Origin of the sequence: Serratia sp. BW106 (genome assembly GCF_002607755.1) — a bacterium.
GTDB lineage: Bacteria > Pseudomonadota > Gammaproteobacteria > Enterobacterales > Enterobacteriaceae > Serratia > Serratia proteamaculans.
Genome location: NZ_MCGS01000009.1, coordinates 38,405 through 55,601 on the forward strand (window position 1 = coordinate 38,405; position 17,197 = coordinate 55,601).

Genomic DNA, 17,197 nt, shown 5'->3' on the forward strand with positions numbered 1-17,197 from the left:
TTGCCAAAAATTTGTTAAATGGATGCCCACAATGGACAAGTTACTGATAGTGAATGCCGACGATTTTGGCCTGAGCAAGGGCCAGAACTACGGCGTTATCGAGGCGTTTCACTCTGGGGTTGTTTCTTCGACCACGGCCATGGTCAATAGCGCGGATGTGCACCATGCGGCCAGGCTCAGCCAGCTTTATCCCGGGCTGCAGATTGGCCTGCACTTTGTACTGACCCACGGGCATCCCCTGACCGCCATGCCGTCGCTGGTCAACGAGCGTGGGGAGCTGGGCAAGTGGTTATGGGAACGCGCGGAATCTGCGCTGTTGGACCTGAACGAAATCCACGATGAGTTGGTGAGCCAATACGACAAATTCGTGGCCGTGTTTGGTAAAGCGCCGACGCATATCGACAGCCACCATCACGTGCACATGCTGCCGCAGATTTTTCCGCTGGTGGAGGCCTTTGCCCAGACCAAATCCATCCCGCTGCGCATCGGCCGCGAAGAAGTTGCACGGCAAGACATTCCACTGCGCTATGGTCGCAGCACCGAATGGTTTGATGCGGGCTTTTATGGTGAGGAGATATCCGAGGCGCTGTTTTTACAGGTGCTTGAGCGCACCGATCAACGCGGTGCCCAGTCGGTGGAGATGATGTGTCACCCGGCGTTTTTGGATAAAACGATATTGGCGAGCAAGTATTGCTACCCGCGCCTGGCCGAAGTGGATGTTTTGACATCGCCAGGCATTAAAAACATGATTGCGGAGCGCGGCTACCGTCTGGGATCCTTCCTGGATCTGTGAAGACCCCGACGTAGCATCATAAAAATGGCCCGCTTAAAGCATCGAGTGGGCCTTTTTCAGCCCGGTATCCTCATCAGGATCGGCGCCCTGCGGGACCGGTGTCTCTGCGTCTTCTTCCCCCGACGTTTCACTGGTCTGTGGCTCGACCGGATCCGGTGCCGCTTCCGGTGGCGGCATGGTGTCATGGATGATCTGTTCATCGAAGGTTGGGTTCAGCGCCGGAGAAAGCGGGGAACTGGTCAGGCTGTCCGGCAGGGGAATATGCGGCAAGGGCGCATCCTGCACAAACTGCGATTCGTCCTGTTTGACCGTCCGACTGAAGCCCACCAGCAGCAGGCCGCAAAGCGAGAAGAAGGCATACAGAATATTGCCGCCCAGTGGCTCAATCAGCGAGCCGACTGCCAATGGGCCGATACTGGCACCTACGCCGAAGGCCATCAGCAAACAGGCGGCCAGGGATACGCGTCGTTCCGGTTCAATCAAATCGTTCGCCAGGGCGACCACCAGCGGATACAGCGTGAACTGCAGCATGCTGACGATAAAGCCCACCACCAGCAACACCGGAAAATCAATGTGCGGCACCAGCGCCAGCGGCAGGGCGGCGACGATCAATAAAATGGCGTTGATGCGCATCAGCAGTGTGCGGTTGTAGCGGTCTGACAGCCAACTAAGCGGGAACTGCGCTACCAGCCCGGCGAAGATGGCTATCGCCATAAACAAGCCGGTCTGCTGAGTAGTCAGCGATTGCAGGCTCGCGTATACCGGTGCCAGCCCATAGAAAGATCCCACCACCATGCCGATCACCAGCGTGGTGGCCAGCACCTTGGGAATGGCCCCGATAAAATAGCGTAGCTCCATTGGAGCCGGTGACATATGGCGTGCATTGGTGCGGGTGGTGAGGGCGATAGGTACCAGGCAGAGTGCAAAGCACAGGGCGATCACCAGCAGGGTGGTGATGCCGAGATTGCTTTGCAGCATTAACACCACCTGACCCAATGACATACCCAGATAGGTGGCCGCCATATAAAAGCCGAAAACCGTTCCGCGCTGATTGGATTCCGCCTGATCGTTCAGCCAGCTTTCCAGCACCATGAATTGACACATCATGCACATGCCGATAATCAGCCGCAGCACCACCCACACGGGAATATATTCCGTCAGGCCATGTCCCAACACCGCGGCGGTGATAATACCGGCGCAGGAAACGTAGGCGCGGATATGACCGACGCGGGCAATCAGAAAATGGCCGACTTTGCCGCCGATCACCAGGCCGATGTAGTTGGCGGCGATAATGGCGCCGATCAGCGCACCGGTCACGTGGATAGAGGTTAAACGCAGGGAGACGTAAGTGGTGAGCAACCCTGAACCCAGCAGCATCAGCAGGGTGGTGGTATACAACGGAAAGAAGACGCCTAACGTTTTTTTCACTCTATCATCCTAATCTTTTATCCTGGTTTGCCCTGGGGCTGACCCTGCCGGTGGCAAACGCAACCCGGTGAGATCCCTCGTGCAAAACACCGCCCGTTAACCCGAGCATTACATTCGATACTAGCAGTTTGGTTTGCCGCTTAACACCGCCTCGCCTGCGAAGCGCCGCGTATTTCTGTCATCACGCCGTCAGGCAAGCTTGATAAATGCTACTATCGGGCGCATATACCTGATTCGCTAAGGAGAGGTTATGAGTGAAAATCAACTGCGTAAACTCAGCATTGCGGTGGGCGAAAAACTGAAGGCCAACGGCCAGTGGATCACCTGCGCAGAGTCCTGCACTGGCGGCGGCATTGCCAAAGCCATCACCGACATTGCCGGGAGTTCTGCCTATTTCGACCGTGGCTTTGTCACCTACAGCAATACGGCGAAACATGAATTGTTGGGCGTGGCTGAAGCGACCCTGACAGCCCATGGCGCAGTGAGCGAAGAGGTGGTGCGTGAGATGGCTCAGGGGGCATTACACGCCGCACGGGCCAGCCTGGCGCTGTCGGTGAGCGGCATTGCCGGGCCAGACGGCGGGAGTACGGAAAAACCGGTGGGCACCGTTTGGTTTGGCTTTGCCGACCGCTCCGGAAGGGTAGTGGCGCACAAGAAGCAATTTAGCGGCGATCGCGATGCAGTGCGACTTCAGGCGACGATTTTTGCGCTGCAAACCGCGCTTGATGATTTTTTGTAAAATTAGGCTTGATACTGTATGACCATACAGTATAATTAGTGGCATTTCCTGCACAACATACAATCAGTGGCAGTGTGGGGTAACACCGACATTGCGTAACGAAGGAGCAAAAATGGCTATTGATGAGAACAAGCAAAAGGCGCTAGCTGCGGCACTGGGCCAGATTGAGAAACAGTTCGGCAAAGGCTCCATCATGCGTCTGGGTGAAGACCGTTCTATGGACGTAGAAACGATCTCCACCGGCTCACTGTCACTGGATATCGCACTGGGTGCGGGCGGCCTGCCAATGGGCCGTATCGTTGAGATTTATGGCCCGGAGTCTTCAGGTAAAACTACCCTGACGCTGCAGGTTATCGCTTCGGCACAGCGCCAGGGTAAAACCTGTGCGTTCATCGATGCCGAACACGCGCTGGATCCGATTTATGCGAAAAAGCTGGGTGTTGATATCGACAACCTGCTGTGTTCTCAGCCGGACACCGGTGAGCAAGCGCTGGAAATCTGTGATGCCTTAACCCGCTCTGGCGCGGTTGATGTGATCATCGTTGACTCCGTAGCGGCGTTGACGCCAAAAGCGGAAATCGAAGGTGAAATCGGTGACTCACATATGGGCCTGGCGGCGCGTATGATGAGCCAGGCGATGCGTAAGCTGGCGGGTAACCTGAAAAACGCCAACACGCTGCTGATCTTCATCAACCAGATCCGTATGAAAATCGGTGTGATGTTCGGTAACCCGGAAACCACCACTGGCGGTAACGCACTGAAATTCTACGCTTCTGTTCGTCTGGATATCCGCCGTATCGGCGCGGTAAAAGAAGGCGATGAAGTGGTCGGCAGCGAAACCCGCGTAAAAGTGGTAAAAAACAAAATCGCTGCGCCGTTCAAGCAGGCCGAGTTCCAAATCCTGTACGGTGAAGGTATCAACAGCCGCGGTGAACTGGTTGATCTGGGCGTTAAGCACAAGATGATCGAGAAAGCCGGCGCCTGGTACAGCTACAACGGCGACAAAATCGGTCAGGGTAAGGCAAACGCCTGTAACTTCCTGAAAGAAAACCCGGCGGTGGCTGCTGAGTTGGATAAACGACTGCGTGAACTGCTGCTGCACAGCAACGGCGAACTGGTCGCTGCCACCAACGAAGGCTTCGATGATGAAGCTGAAACCAGCGAAGAGTTTTAATCGCTGCTGACGTTCGTGAGCACCATTGAGGGTTCACGAACGTTAATTAATCAGGCTTGAATAATGAATGATTTGCTAAGCCGCGCCATGCGCCTGCTGTCGCAACGCGATCATAGTGAAGCTGAACTGCGCCGCAAACTTGCGGCGCAGCCATTTATGGCGAAAGCCAGATTTGGCACCAAAACTCCCTCGTCCTCTGCTCCGCCCCCTGAAGAACCCATCGATCCTGCCGTTATCGAGCAGGTGATTGCCTATTGCTACCAGCATAACTGGCTGGACGATGAGCGCTTTGCCCGCAGCTACATCGGTAGCCGCAGCCGTAAAGGCTATGGTGCGCAGCGCATCCGCTCTGAACTGATGCAAAAAGGCGTGGATAAAGAGCTGACGCAGGCAGCGTTGGCGGACTGTGAGATTGACTGGTGTGAACAGGCCAAACAGGTGGCACAGCGTAAATTTGGCGACTCATTGCCTACGGACTGGAAAGAAAAAGCCAAAGTGCAGCGTTATCTGCTCTATCGTGGCTTTTTCCAGGAAGAAATTCAGTCAATTTTCCGTGATTTTGCGCAATGAACGCACACGGGGTTTTACTTCCCTCTGAAGAAAATTTATCTTATCCCCACTTTTTGTTCGTGAGTTAGATGCATCGTCAGGATGTCGCGTATCTTGCTCACGTGTCGTTATTCTAGCCTTTCCGGGAAAATTATGAGCAAGAGCACCGCTGAGATCCGTCAAGCGTTTCTCGATTTCTTTCATAGTAAGGGCCATCAGGTTGTAGCAAGCAGCTCCCTGGTGCCTGACAATGATCCGACATTGTTGTTTACCAATGCCGGCATGAACCAATTTAAAGATGTTTTCCTGGGGCTGGACAAGCGCGCCTATTCCCGAGCCACTACCTCACAGCGTTGCGTACGTGCGGGCGGCAAGCATAACGATCTGGAAAACGTCGGTTATACCGCACGTCACCACACCTTCTTCGAAATGCTGGGTAACTTCAGCTTCGGCGACTACTTCAAACACGATGCCATCAGCTACGCGTGGGAACTGTTGACCGGTGAAAACTGGTTTAACCTGCCGAAAGACCGGCTGTGGGTGACCGTCTATGAAACCGATGACGAAGCCTTCGACATCTGGCAGAAGCAAATTGGCGTACCGGCAGAGCGTATTATCCGCATTGGCGACAATAAAGGCGGTGCCTTTGCTTCCGACAACTTCTGGCAGATGGGCGATACCGGCCCATGTGGCCCGTGCACCGAGATTTTCTACGATCACGGCGATCATATCTGGGGTGGCCCACCGGGCAGCCCGGAAGAAGACGGCGATCGTTACATTGAGATCTGGAACCTCGTATTCATGCAGTTCAACCGTCAATCCGACGGTACCATGCTGCCACTGCCAAAACCTTCGGTAGATACCGGTATGGGCCTGGAGCGTATTGCCGCAGTCTTGCAGCATGTGAACTCCAACTATGAAATCGACCTGTTCAGCAAGCTGATTGCCGCGGTGGCCAAGGTGACCGGCGCCACAGATTTGGATAACAAATCCCTGCGCGTTATTGCCGACCATATCCGTTCTTGCGCCTTCCTGGTGTCAGACGGTGTGACACCGTCAAACGAAGGCCGTGGTTATGTGCTGCGTCGCATCATTCGCCGCGCGGTTCGTCATGGCAACATGCTGGGTGCGAAAGACACCTTCTTCTACAAGCTGGTCGCACCATTGATCGAAGTGATGGGGCCGGCAGCCGATGAGCTGAAGCGCCAGCAGTCACTGGTTGAGCAAGTGCTGAAAACCGAAGAAGATCAGTTTGCCCGTACCCTGGAGCGTGGTTTGACGCTGCTGGATGAAGAACTGGCCAACTTGCAGGGCGATACCCTGGATGGTGAAACTGCATTCCGACTGTATGACACCTACGGTTTCCCGGTCGATCTGACGGCAGACGTGTGTCGTGAACGTGGCCTGAAAGTGGATGAAGCCGGTTTCGAACAGGCCATGGAAGCCCAGCGCCGTCGTGCGCGTGAGTCCAGCGGTTTCGGCGCAGACTACAACAGCATGATCCGTGTTGATGGTGCCAGCCAATTCAGCGGCTATGACCATGAACAACAGCAGTCCACCGTGACCGCGCTGTTCCGTGATGGTCAACCTGTGGACGAGATCCACGCCGGTGAAGAAGCCGTGGTGGTACTGGACGAGACCCCATTCTACGGTGAGTCCGGTGGCCAGGTCGGCGATAAAGGCGTGCTGAAAGCCGCCGGCGCTGATTTTGTGGTGAGCGATACCCAGAAATACGGTCAGGCTATCGGCCATCAGGGCAAGTTGTCTCAGGGTTCGCTGAAAGTGAATGACCGCGTTGATGCGCAAATCGACACTGTTCGCCGCAACCGCATTCGTCTGAACCACTCCGCGACCCACCTGCTGCACGCTGCACTGCGTCAGACGCTGGGCGAGCACGTGGCGCAGAAAGGCTCGTTGGTTAACGATAAATACCTGCGTTTTGACTTCTCGCATTTTGAAGCGATGAAGCCGGAGCAAATTCGCATTGTGGAAGACTTGGTAAACCAGCAGATACGTCGTAACCTGCCGGTGCAAACCGAGGTCATGGCGTTGGATGATGCCAAAGAGAAGGGCGCTATGGCGCTGTTCGGTGAGAAGTACGACGACAACGTGCGCGTACTGACCATGGGCGACTTCTCGACCGAGCTGTGTGGCGGCACCCATGCCAGCCGTACCGGCGATATCGGTCTGTTCCGCATTCTGAGTGAGTCTGGCACCGCCGCCGGTATCCGCCGTATTGAAGCGGTAACCGGTGAAGGGGCGATTGCTACCTTGCATCAGCAAAACGATCTGTTACAGGACGTTGCTCATCTGGTTAAGGGTGACAGCAATAACCTGACGGACAAAGTGCGAGCGGTGCTCGATCGTACCCGTGCCTTGGAAAAAGAGCTGCAGCAGTTGAAGGACCAGCAGGCGGCGCAAGAAAGCGCTTCATTGTCCAGCAAGGCGAAAATGGTTAACGGCGTACAGCTGTTGGTCAGCCAGTTGGATAATGTTGAGGCCAAAATGCTGCGAACCATGGTTGATGACCTGAAAAATCAACTGGGTTCTGCGATTATCGTGCTGGCCACCACGGCCGATGATAAGGTGAGCCTGATTGCCGGCGTGACCAAAGATTTGACCGACCGGGTGAAAGCCGGCGAGCTGATCGGTAACGTGGCGCAGCAGGTTGGCGGCAAAGGGGGCGGACGCCCTGATATGGCGCAGGCCGGGGGGACTGATGTCAGCGCCCTGCCAGCGGCATTAGACAGCGTAGAAGCCTGGGTGGCCTCGAAACTGTGAATATAAATAAATAGCACTTACAAACGCCATAACTCATTACTGATTATGGCGTTTTTAAACTGTGCTAACACAATTTGGTTACAATTACGGGAACAAAGTTTTTCAGGTCGGCTAAACTTATCATTATCTGAGGTGAGACCAAGTCTGCTTACATTTATTGTGGGTTACATGACTTACGTTTTCGCAGCATATGATGGATACTGACGGGGAAACTGAGAGACCCGACTCTTTTAATCTTTCAAGGAGCAAAGAATGTTAATTCTGACTCGTCGAGTTGGTGAAACCCTCATGATTGGCGATGAGGTCACTGTCACAGTGTTAGGGGTCAAAGGCAACCAGGTTCGTATTGGTGTGAATGCCCCTAAAGAGGTGTCAGTTCACCGCGAAGAAATCTATCAGCGCATTCAGGCCGAGAAGTCTCAACAGACGACTTTCTGATTTCGAAGCAGCGTCTCGTTGCTCAGCGAGACGCTACTGCGCTTTTTTGTGCCCGCCACCGACCTTTCCCAGACTTCCCCTGCAAAATCTTTCTGCCGCTTCTTTCGCTTTGTTTGCTAATTCACTGTTATTGCCTGTTGATAAAACACTCTTTTTGACTTGAAATCGCCCATGTTGAGCGTGAATTGTGCAAACACGCATGAGATGGGAAAAATTGTTTGACTTAAAAGTCGGAGAAAGTAATATGTGCGCCACGCAGTGCCGATGAGCTTCTCTAAAGCAAGTTAGGCACAATTCGCAAGAAGCGTATGGTGAGGTGGCCGAGAGGCTGAAGGCGCTCCCCTGCTAAGGGAGTATGCGGTCAAAAGCTGCATCCGGGGTTCGAATCCCCGCCTCACCGCCATTTGCATCCATAGCTCAGCTGGATAGAGTACTCGGCTACGAACCGAGCGGTCGGAGGTTCGAATCCTCCTGGATGCACCATATTTTGCAGTATGGTGGGGTAGTAACAACGTACCATACGGTATCAAAAAAGAATTCCTGTGCATCCATAGCTCAGCTGGATAGAGTACTCGGCTACGAACCGAGCGGTCGGAGGTTCGAATCCTCCTGGATGCACCATATTTAAAAGCGCTTATCTCTAAGTCTTCACTTTCAGATAGATGCGAGCTAGAAGGTAGCTCAAAGGAGGATAACGTTGCTTCAGCAACGGCCCACAGGGCGAAGCGTTTACGCTGAGTAATCCTCCTGGATGCACCATTCTTTCTGTCAAACTTGTTTCTTCAAGCAGACAAACCAAAAATAGTCATGCATCCATAGCTCAGCTGGATAGAGTACTCGGCTACGAACCGAGCGGTCGGAGGTTCGAATCCTCCTGGATGCACCATATTGAAAAGTACTTATCTCTAAGTCTTCGCTTTCAGATAGCTACGAACTGGAAGGTAGCACGAAGAAGGATAACGTTGCTTTAGCAACGGCCCGCAGGGCGAAGCGTTTACGCTGAGTAATCCTCCTGGATGCACCATCTAAGAAAAACCCGCCTTGGCGGGTTTTTCGCTTTCTGGCATTCGGCGATACGCTACTGTAATCCCACCATCTTTACTCTTGCGCACAGCACATTCCGCTATTACGCGATCAGCGACAACCTTCCGGCTTTACGCTAAAGTAGTTTTCTTTCCACAACGCTCATGGAGTAACGATGTACGACCGCTATCAGGGTCTTATTTTCGACATGGACGGCACCATTCTCGATACTGAGCCGACGCACCGTAAGGCGTGGCGTGAAGTGTTGTCCCGTTACGGTATGACGTTTGATGAGCCAGCGGTGATGGCGTTGAGCGGTTCTCCGACCTGGCGCATTGCCCAGGCGATTATTGCCAGCCATCAGGCTGATCTTGATCCTCACCATCTGGCTGCAGAGAAAACCCGTGCGGTAGAAGCAATGCTGCTGGACAGCGTACAGCCCTTGCCATTGATCGAGGTGGTGAAAGCCTACCATGGCCGCCGCCCGATGGCAGTGGGTACCGGCAGTGAGCATCGTATGGCCGAAACCCTGCTGCGTCATCTGGGCCTGTTCCACTGCTTTGATGCGATCGTGGGTGCTGACGACGTGCAGCGTCACAAGCCGGAGCCGGACACCTTCCTGCGTTGCGCCGAACTGATTGGCGTACCGCCAGAGAAATGTGTGGTGTTTGAGGACGCAGATTTCGGCATCCAGGCGGCGAAAAGCGCCAATATGGCTGTGGTAGATGTCCGCACGCTGTGAGTAGTACGCTGGCCGTGATGTCGTTATTCGGCGGCAGCTTTCTCAGTGCGACGTTGTTGCCGGGAAATTCAGAAATTATTTTGGTCGCCTTGCTGACCAACAGTCGTGTCTCACCGGAATTGCTGGTGCTGGCCGCGACGTTGGGCAATACGCTTGGTGGGCTGACCAATGTCATTATCGGGCGCCTGTTACCGGCGTTGAAACCACAGCGAGGGCTGGATACAGCACTGGGGTGGATGCAACGCTTTGGCCCGGCTGCGCTGTTGCTCAGTTGGGTGCCGGTGGTGGGCGATTTGTTGTGCGTGTTGGCAGGCTGGCTGCGCATGCCCTGGGGCCCTGTCGCGCTGTTTCTGTGTATCGGAAAGGCGCTGCGTTACATCATTTTGACTATGATAACGTTACAGGGAATGGCCTGGTGGCATTAACGACGTGAATATAACTCAATATTCTCTCGGGTGCAGATTCAGTATGCTTACGAGTTCTTGTTTTTAGAAGCGGGAGGTCAATTTGATCCCGGACGTATCCCAGGCGCTTTCTTGGTTGGAAGCCCATCCCCATGCATTAAAAGGCATTCGTCGCGGCATTGAGCGTGAAACGCTGCGTGTCACCGAAGACGGAAAGCTTGCAACAACCGGACATCCGGAGAAGTTGGGGGCGGCATTAACGCACCACTGGATAACCACAGACTTTGCCGAGGCGCTGTTAGAGTTTATTACGCCGGTTGACGACAACCTCGATCACCTACTGACGTTTTTGCGTGATATTCATCGTCACGTAGCGCGTAATCTGGGCGAGGAGCGCATGTGGCCGCTCAGTATGCCGTGCTTTATTGAAGCCGAGCAGGACATTGAACTGGCGCAGTTCGGCTCGTCGAATATTGGCCGCATGAAGACGTTGTACCGTGAGGGGTTGAAGAACCGCTATGGCGCGCTGATGCAGACCATTTCCGGCGTGCACTACAATTTCTCCCTGCCGCTGGAATTCTGGCAAGCATGGGCTGGTGTTAAAGATGCCGAAAGCGGTAAGGAGCAGATTTCAGCGGGCTACTTCCGTCTGATCCGTAACTATTATCGTTTTGGCTGGGTGATCCCGTATCTGTTCGGCGCATCGCCGGCGATCTGTTCTTCGTTCCTGAAAGGGCGTGAAACTGCGTTGCCGTTTGAGCGTACCGAACAGGGTATGTGCTATCTGCCGTATGCCACTTCACTACGCTTGAGCGATCTGGGTTACACCAATAAATCGCAAAGTAATCTGGGCATCACCTTCAACGATCTGCAAAGCTATGTTGAAGGCCTGAAGCGGGCGATTGTCACGCCTTCAGAAGAGTTTGCCAAGTTAGGTGTGAAAGACGGTGACCGCCATCTGCAGTTGAACAGTAACGTACTGCAGATCGAAAACGAACTCTATGCGCCGATCCGGCCGAAGCGTGTGACTAAAAGTGGTGAGACACCGTCAGATGCGCTGCTACGGGGCGGTATCGAATACATTGAAGTTCGCTCGCTGGATATCAACCCGTTCTCGCCAATCGGCGTAGATGCGGTGCAGGCGCGTTTCCTGGACCTGTTCCTGGTGTGGTGTGTACTGGCCGATGCGCCGGAGATGAGCAGCGATGAATTGCTGTGTACGCGCAAAAACTGGAACCGGGTGATCCTCGAAGGGCGTAAACCGGGTCAGACCATTGGCATCGGTTGTGATGACAGCCGTGAGCCGTTGGCAAAAGTAGGCAAAGCGCTGTTTGACGATTTGCGCCGCGTGGCGGAAGTGTTGGATAGTGAAGCCGGCGATCGCCAGTACCAGCAGGTGTGTGACGAACTGGTCGCGGCATTTGACGATCCGGAACTGACATTCTCTGCCCGTATTCTGAAAGCGATGAAGGAAGAGGGGACCGGTCGTGTAGGCCTGCAACTGGCTGAGCAATACCGTCAGATGCTGATGGAAGAGCCGTTGGAAATCCTGACTGAAGCCGAACTGGCGAAGGAGCAGGAAGCCTCATGGCAGCGTCAACGCAACATAGAAGCCAGTGATACGCTAAGCTTTGAAGAGTTCCTGAAGCAACATGGCGGGAGCTGAAAAAGAAAAAGGCCACATCAATGTGGCCAAATATGCATCTCTGATGACAGGGATGATGATAACAAATGCGCGTCTTTCACATATTCAGACTCGCTGAGTTGGAAAAGGTTTCCTGGATAGATAAAAAAGTTTCGAAATAAATACACTTTTACGAGGAGGTAACGAAATGCCACTGCTGGATAGCTTCACCGTAGACCATACCCGCATGGCAGCCCCGGCTGTCCGCGTTGCGAAAACCATGAAAACTCCTCATGGCGATACCATCACCGTATTCGATCTGCGCTTCTGCCGTCCGAATCTGGAAGTGATGCCTGAACGCGGCATTCATACGCTGGAACACCTGTTTGCCGGCTTTATGCGTGACCATCTGAATGGCCAGGGCGTTGAGATTATCGATATCTCCCCAATGGGATGCCGTACCGGCTTCTACATGAGCCTGATTGGCGTGCCGGAAGAGCAGCGTGTTGCCGATGCCTGGAAAGCCGCGATGAGTGACGTGCTGAAAGTGACCGATCAGCGCAAAATTCCTGAGCTGAATGAGTTCCAGTGCGGGACTTACCACATGCACTCGCTGGAAGAAGCACAGGAAATCGCCAAGCACATTCTTGATCATGACGTGGTAGTGAACCACAACGAAGAGCTGGCGTTGCCGAAAGAGAAATTGCAGGAACTGCACATCTAGTTCGTCACCTGGCTACAGCGATAAAAAAAGACGCGATGTTCGCGTCTTTTTTCCTTTCTGGCGGGCGGTCAGTGTTGCTGGACGCTGGATTGCAGCGATTTTATTGGCGTGACCCGCACCTGTTTGATCATATTGTCCTGCACGTCGAGGATATCAACGTCGTAATGGCCTACCCGAACCCGGGTGCCAATCTCAGGGATCTCTTCCAGCTCTTCCAACAGCATGCCGTTAATGGTTCGTGCATCGGTGGCCGGCAGTGTCCAGTTGAATGCCTTGTTCAACTCGCGCACGTTGGCGGTGCCGTCGATCAGGACCGAGCCATCGCTCTGCGGATTGACCTCTTCCGCCAGCGTTGGCGACATCGAGGTAGTGAAATCACCGACGATCTCTTCCAGGATATCTTCGACCGTCACCAGCCCCTGAATATCACCGTATTCGTCCACCACGATGCTGACTTTCTCTTTGTTGCGCTGAAATTTCACCAGTTGGACGTTCAGCGGCGTGCCTTCCGGCACGTAGTAAATCTCGTCGGCGGCGCGCAACAGGTTCTCTTTGTTGAACTCTTTTTTCTCGGTCATCAGGCGGTAGGCTTCACGCACCCGCAGCATGCCGATAGCATCATCCAGCGACCCGCGGTACAGCACGATGCGGCCGTGCGGTGAGTGGGTAAGCTGACGCATGATCGACTTCCAGTCATCGTTTACATCAATGCCGACGATCTCGTTGCGGGGCACCATGATGTCGTCGACCGTCACCTTCTCCAGATCCAGTACTGAAATCAGCATGTCCTGATTGCGACGAGAAATCTGCGAGTGGGATTCATTAACGATAGTGCGTAACTCGTCTTTGCTGACGGCGTCGCTGACGCGCACGTCGGTATGGATGCCAAACAGGCGTAAGATCAGCGTGGTGATACCGTTGAGCAGCCATACCAGCGGGAACATGACCTTCTGCAGCGGTGCCAGCAGAACGCTGCTGGGGAATGCGATGCGCTCTGGATAAAGCGCGGCGAAGGTTTTCGGCAGCACTTCGGCGAACAACAGCACGGCAAACGTCAGGATACCGGTGGCGATAGCTACGCCGAGATCGCCATACAGACGCATACCGACGATAGTTGCCAGCGCTGAGGCCAGAATGTTGACCAGGTTATTGCCGATCAGCACCAGGCCAATCAACCGATCCGGTTTTTTCAGTAGCTTCTCGACCCGGCGGGCAGAGCGGTTGCCCTGCTTGGAAAGATGACGGAGACGATAGCGGTTTAGCGTCATCATGCCGGTTTCGGATGCTGAAAAGTAAGCGGAAACCACGATCATAACCACCAGGACAATGATCAGGGTTCCTGTCGAAACGTGCTCCAACGCGGTATTCCTTATGTATGGAGAAAGATAGCCTGAGGGCTTAGCGAACCATCACTTGCTGGATCAGACGGCTGCCGAAGTAGGCCAGCGTCAGCAGAAAGGCGCCGGCAAAGCTGAACCACACGACACGGCGGCCACGCCAGCCTTCATGGTAATGGCCCCACAACAGAACGATATAGACAAACCATGCCATGATCGACAGGACGGCTTTGTGCACGTTTTCTTTGCTGAACAGGTTATCCATATACAGCAGGCCGGTGCACAACGTGAGCGTGAGCAGCACGACACCGATCTGGGTGATGTGGAACATTTTACGTTCGATGCTCATTAACGGCGGCATGTCGGCGCTGAACGACAGCTTTTTGTTTTTCAGCAGGTAGTCCAGCCAGGCCAGTTGCAGCGCATACAGCGCGGCAATAATCAGCGTGGCGTAGGAAAACAGCGCCAGGCCAATGTGCACCATCAGTTCCGGGCTGGCTTCCAGATGGGTAATAAATTCACCTGGCATAAAGCTGGCGAAGGCCAGATTGATCATCGCGAAGCTGTAAACAATGGGCAGCAGGAACCAGCCGCGGTCACGTGAAGCAACGAAGGTCATGACCGAACAGATGATCAGGCTGACTATCGAGCCGATGTTCAGCAAGCTGAGGTTTTGCCCGGCGCTGACATCAAAAATACGTTGCTGCAGTGCGATGGCGTGGCAAACCAGCGCCACCACTGCTGAGACGAGAGCAAGCCGACGGTATGCGCTATTCTTCCGCAACAAGCTGGGAATAATCAGTCCAAGGCTGAGCAGGTAGGCGATCAAAGCCACAATGGAGAAAACTGGCATAGCGTTTAATTTTGCTTCGGCGTGGTGAATGGGATTGTCAGTATAGCGTCGAGCGCGTCCCACTCCAACCGATCTCCAACGCTGAGGCAGAGATCCTTTTCGCTTCGTGTTATCATCGCCGTAATTATGTCGCCAGAGCGGCCTGTTATTACACGTTGAGCAAGAGACGATGTTTGAAAATTTAACCGATCGTTTGTCGCGCACCCTGCGCAATATCAGCGGCCGTGGGCGGCTGACCGAAGAAAATATCAAAGAAACCCTGCGTGAAGTGCGTATGGCATTGCTGGAAGCGGACGTTGCGCTGCCGGTGGTGCGGGACTTTATCAACCGCGTAAAAGAGAGCGCGGTAGGTCATGAAGTCAACAAAAGCCTGACGCCGGGGCAAGAGTTCGTCAAAATCGTCAAGAACGAGCTGATTGCCGCGATGGGCGAAGTGAACACCGAGCTGAACCTGGCGGCGCAACCGCCGGCCGTGGTGCTGATGGCGGGCCTGCAGGGCGCCGGTAAAACCACCAGCGTCGCCAAGCTCGGCAAGTTCCTGAAAGAAAAACAGAAGAAAAAAGTGTTGGTGGTTTCTGCCGACGTTTATCGCCCAGCGGCGATCAAACAGTTGGAAACGTTGGCGGAGAGTGTCGGCATCGACTTTTTCCCGTCCGATGTTAAAGAAAAGCCGATCGATATCGTTAACCGTGCGCTGCAACAGGCCAAGCTGAAGTTCTACGATGTTCTGATCGTCGATACCGCCGGCCGTTTGCACGTTGATGAAGCGATGATGGACGAGATCAAGCAGGTGCACGCGGCGATTAAGCCGGTGGAAACCCTGTTTGTGGTCGACGCCATGACCGGCCAGGATGCGGCCAACACCGCCAAGGCCTTTAACGAAGCGCTGCCGCTGACCGGTGTGGTGCTGACCAAAGTTGACGGTGATGCGCGCGGCGGTGCTGCGTTATCCATCCGTCACATTACCGGCAAGCCGATCAAGTTCCTCGGTGTCGGCGAGAAAACCGAAGCGCTGGAGCCATTCCATCCGGACCGCGTAGCATCGCGTATTCTCGGCATGGGCGACGTGCTGTCGCTGATCGAGGATATCGAAAGCAAAGTTGACCGCGAACAGGCGGAAAAACTGGCTAACAAGCTGAAGAAAGGTGACGGTTTCGATCTGACCGACTTCCTGGAGCAGCTGAAGCAGATGCGTAACATGGGCGGCATGGCCAACATGCTGAGTAAACTGCCCGGTGCCGGCCAACTGCCGGACAATGTGAAATCGCAGATGGACGACAAGGTTTTGGTGCGTATGGAGGCGATGATCAATTCGATGACGCTGAAAGAGCGCGCCAAGCCGGAAATTATCAAAGGTTCGCGTAAGCGTCGTATTGCGGTAGGTTCCGGCATGCAGGTGCAGGATGTTAACCGTTTGTTAAAGCAGTTCGACGATATGCAACGCATGATGAAAAAGATGAAGAAAGGCGGAATGGCGAAGATGATGCGCGGCATGAAAGGTATGATGCCGCCGGGCTTCCCAGGCCGCTGACAGCCGCTTGCCCTCTGGGGTGAGCGCGTTTAAGCATTTGCCGTTCGCGGTGAAAACCGCCCGAAATATTACTGGCTATAAAAAGTAGTTGACGACGATCTACGCTTTCGATTGCTTTTTGCGCCAAAATGAGTAAAATTTTCGGGCTTTTTATATTGCAACCGGGCCCCGTTCCCTCAATGGGGCCCGGCTGTTTTATTAACTAAAGAGGATGTTATGGTAACAATTCGTTTGGCACGTGGCGGCGCAAAAAAGCGTCCGTTCTATCAAGTAGTAGTGACCGACAGCCGCAATGCTCGTGATGGTCGTTTCATCGAGCGCGTAGGCTTCTTCAACCCGATCGCATCTGGTCAGGCTGAAGCACTGCGTCTGGACCTGGACCGCATCGAACATTGGGTCGGCCTGGGTGCAACTGTTTCTGATCGCGTTCACGCGCTGATCAAAGACGCTAAGAAAGCAGCTTAATCTGTCGCGGTGGTGGCAATGAGCAAGCAACTCAAACCGGTAGCACCTAAGCAGCCGATTGTACTCGGTAAAATGGGGTCTACTTACGGCATCCGTGGTTGGCTCAGAGTATTTTCATCCACCGAGAACGCCGAAAGCATTTTTGACTATCAGCCGTGGTTTATCCAGCAGGCGGGTCAATGGCAGCTTGTCGAGTTGGAAGACTGGAAGCGCCACAGTCAGGACCTGATCATCAAAGTCAAAGGCGTTGACGATCGGGATGCTGCGAATCTACTGACCAATCGCGAGATCCTGGTGGATTCGGAACAACTTCCTGAGTTGGTGGGTGATGATTACTACTGGAAAGACCTTATGGGCTGCCAGGTAGTCACAACCACCGGCTACGAACTGGGTAAAGTCATCGATATGATGGAAACCGGTTCGAACGATGTGTTGGTTGTTAAAGCTAACCTGAAAGATGCATTCGGCATGAAGGAGCGGTTGGTCCCGTTTCTTCATGGGCAGGTTATCAAGAAAGTCGATCTCACTGCTCGCGTGATTGAAGCAGATTGGGATCCTGGTTTTTGACCTCCGAATTAAACGGTCGAAACAA

At 53.9% G+C, this 17,197-nt stretch carries 16 protein-coding genes and 4 tRNA genes; 17 read left to right on the forward strand and 3 right to left on the reverse strand.

All coding sequences use genetic code 11. The annotated features are described in order from the left end of the window. Positions 1-31: 31 nt before the first annotated feature. Entirely contained in the window at positions 32-793 is a 762-nt protein-coding gene (gene chbG / locus BEI65_RS07520; protein WP_099062797.1) for a chitin disaccharide deacetylase, read from the forward strand. Between the two features lie 33 nt (positions 794-826). Here chbG and BEI65_RS07525 read toward each other — a convergent pair whose 3' ends face one another. Continuing rightward, positions 827-2,221 (reverse strand): MFS transporter, encoded by a 1,395-nt coding sequence (locus BEI65_RS07525; protein WP_099062798.1) that lies wholly within the window; start codon positions 2,219-2,221, stop codon positions 827-829. Between the two features lie 250 nt (positions 2,222-2,471). Between BEI65_RS07525 and pncC the strand changes: the two genes are divergently transcribed. The 13 genes from pncC to luxS all read left to right on the forward strand — a co-directional run bounded on the left by pncC (position 2,472) and on the right by luxS (position 12,419). After that, on the forward strand, positions 2,472-2,960 hold the full coding sequence (gene pncC / locus BEI65_RS07530) for a nicotinamide-nucleotide amidase (protein ID WP_099062799.1): 489 nt from the start codon (positions 2,472-2,474) through the stop codon (positions 2,958-2,960). A 112-nt stretch (positions 2,961-3,072) separates the two neighbouring features. Further along, the gene (gene recA, locus BEI65_RS07535; RefSeq protein WP_085120306.1) at positions 3,073-4,134 is read left to right on the forward strand and encodes a recombinase RecA; all 1,062 of its coding nucleotides are present in this window, start codon (positions 3,073-3,075) and stop codon (positions 4,132-4,134) included. 63 nt (positions 4,135-4,197) lie between these two features. Then, positions 4,198-4,704 carry a recombination regulator RecX gene (gene recX / locus BEI65_RS07540; RefSeq protein WP_099062800.1) on the forward strand — a complete coding sequence of 169 codons (507 nt, stop codon included), beginning with the start codon at positions 4,198-4,200 and terminating at the stop codon, positions 4,702-4,704. 132 nt (positions 4,705-4,836) lie between these two features. Continuing rightward, positions 4,837-7,464 (forward strand): alanine--tRNA ligase, encoded by a 2,628-nt coding sequence (gene alaS / locus BEI65_RS07545; protein ID WP_099062801.1) that lies wholly within the window; start codon positions 4,837-4,839, stop codon positions 7,462-7,464. A gap of 252 nt (positions 7,465-7,716) precedes the next feature. Further along, positions 7,717-7,902: a carbon storage regulator CsrA gene (gene csrA, locus BEI65_RS07550; RefSeq protein ID WP_004950328.1), complete on the forward strand. Its 186-nt coding sequence runs from the start codon at positions 7,717-7,719 to the stop codon at positions 7,900-7,902. Between the two features lie 310 nt (positions 7,903-8,212). Continuing rightward, positions 8,213-8,305 (forward strand) — tRNA-Ser (locus BEI65_RS07560). A gap of 3 nt (positions 8,306-8,308) precedes the next feature. Then, positions 8,309-8,385 (forward strand) — tRNA-Arg (locus tag BEI65_RS07565). A 61-nt stretch (positions 8,386-8,446) separates the two neighbouring features. After that, a tRNA-Arg gene (locus BEI65_RS07570) sits at positions 8,447-8,523 on the forward strand. Between the two features lie 188 nt (positions 8,524-8,711). Beyond that, positions 8,712-8,788, forward strand: a tRNA-Arg gene (locus tag BEI65_RS07575). 312 nt (positions 8,789-9,100) lie between these two features. Beyond that, positions 9,101-9,667, forward strand: coding sequence for a fructose-1-phosphate/6-phosphogluconate phosphatase (gene yqaB / locus BEI65_RS07580; RefSeq protein WP_099062803.1), 567 nt, complete (start codon positions 9,101-9,103; stop codon positions 9,665-9,667). Continuing rightward, on the forward strand, positions 9,664-10,092 hold the full coding sequence (locus BEI65_RS07585) for a YqaA family protein (RefSeq protein ID WP_012005293.1): 429 nt from the start codon (positions 9,664-9,666) through the stop codon (positions 10,090-10,092). Before yqaB ends, BEI65_RS07585 begins: the two co-directional genes overlap by 4 nt. A gap of 82 nt (positions 10,093-10,174) precedes the next feature. Further along, positions 10,175-11,737 (forward strand): glutamate--cysteine ligase, encoded by a 1,563-nt coding sequence (gshA, locus tag BEI65_RS07590; RefSeq protein WP_099062804.1) that lies wholly within the window; start codon positions 10,175-10,177, stop codon positions 11,735-11,737. Positions 11,738-11,903: 166 nt separating this feature from the next. Beyond that, positions 11,904-12,419, forward strand: a complete 516-nt coding sequence (gene luxS / locus BEI65_RS07595) for an S-ribosylhomocysteine lyase (RefSeq protein WP_004950350.1) — start codon at positions 11,904-11,906, stop codon at positions 12,417-12,419. 68 nt (positions 12,420-12,487) lie between these two features. Here the strand turns inward: luxS and BEI65_RS07600 are convergent, their stop codons facing one another. Together BEI65_RS07600 and BEI65_RS07605 are read right to left on the reverse strand one after the other, a co-directional pair. Further along, the gene (locus BEI65_RS07600; RefSeq protein WP_157765436.1) at positions 12,488-13,777 is read right to left on the reverse strand and encodes an HlyC/CorC family transporter; all 1,290 of its coding nucleotides are present in this window, start codon (positions 13,775-13,777) and stop codon (positions 12,488-12,490) included. Positions 13,778-13,817: 40 nt separating this feature from the next. Continuing rightward, positions 13,818-14,609 (reverse strand): inner membrane protein YpjD, encoded by a 792-nt coding sequence (locus BEI65_RS07605; RefSeq protein WP_017891659.1) that lies wholly within the window; start codon positions 14,607-14,609, stop codon positions 13,818-13,820. Positions 14,610-14,778: 169 nt separating this feature from the next. Here BEI65_RS07605 and ffh point away from each other — a divergent pair, with 169 nt between their 5' ends. From ffh to rimM, 3 genes are all read left to right on the forward strand, one after another. Next, positions 14,779-16,140, forward strand: coding sequence for a signal recognition particle protein (ffh, locus tag BEI65_RS07610; protein WP_099062805.1), 1,362 nt, complete (start codon positions 14,779-14,781; stop codon positions 16,138-16,140). A gap of 216 nt (positions 16,141-16,356) precedes the next feature. Further along, a complete protein-coding gene (gene rpsP, locus BEI65_RS07615) occupies positions 16,357-16,605 on the forward strand; it encodes a 30S ribosomal protein S16 (RefSeq protein ID WP_004932501.1) in 249 nt (82 codons plus the stop codon). An 18-nt stretch (positions 16,606-16,623) separates the two neighbouring features. Beyond that, positions 16,624-17,172 carry a ribosome maturation factor RimM gene (rimM, locus tag BEI65_RS07620; protein WP_099062806.1) on the forward strand — a complete coding sequence of 183 codons (549 nt, stop codon included), beginning with the start codon at positions 16,624-16,626 and terminating at the stop codon, positions 17,170-17,172. The last annotated feature ends 25 nt before the right edge of the window (positions 17,173-17,197 follow it).

Excerpts from the sequence above, each read along its gene's own strand:
- rimM (WP_099062806.1), top strand. The coding sequence starts at position 16,624 with ATGAGCAAGCAACTCAAACCGGTAGCACCTAAGCAGCCGATTGTACTC.
- luxS (WP_004950350.1), top strand. The coding sequence starts at position 11,904 with ATGCCACTGCTGGATAGCTTCACCGTAGACCATACCCGCATGGCAGCC.
- yqaB (WP_099062803.1), top strand. The coding sequence starts at position 9,101 with ATGTACGACCGCTATCAGGGTCTTATTTTCGACATGGACGGCACCATT.
- chbG (WP_099062797.1), top strand. The coding sequence starts at position 32 with ATGGACAAGTTACTGATAGTGAATGCCGACGATTTTGGCCTGAGCAAG.
- ffh (WP_099062805.1), top strand. The coding sequence starts at position 14,779 with ATGTTTGAAAATTTAACCGATCGTTTGTCGCGCACCCTGCGCAATATC.
- recA (WP_085120306.1), top strand. The coding sequence starts at position 3,073 with ATGGCTATTGATGAGAACAAGCAAAAGGCGCTAGCTGCGGCACTGGGC.
- BEI65_RS07605 (WP_017891659.1), bottom strand. The coding sequence starts at position 14,609 with ATGCCAGTTTTCTCCATTGTGGCTTTGATCGCCTACCTGCTCAGCCTT.
- alaS (WP_099062801.1), top strand. The coding sequence starts at position 4,837 with ATGAGCAAGAGCACCGCTGAGATCCGTCAAGCGTTTCTCGATTTCTTT.
- recX (WP_099062800.1), top strand. The coding sequence starts at position 4,198 with ATGAATGATTTGCTAAGCCGCGCCATGCGCCTGCTGTCGCAACGCGAT.
- pncC (WP_099062799.1), top strand. The coding sequence starts at position 2,472 with ATGAGTGAAAATCAACTGCGTAAACTCAGCATTGCGGTGGGCGAAAAA.
- rpsP (WP_004932501.1), top strand. The coding sequence starts at position 16,357 with ATGGTAACAATTCGTTTGGCACGTGGCGGCGCAAAAAAGCGTCCGTTC.
- csrA (WP_004950328.1), top strand. The coding sequence starts at position 7,717 with ATGTTAATTCTGACTCGTCGAGTTGGTGAAACCCTCATGATTGGCGAT.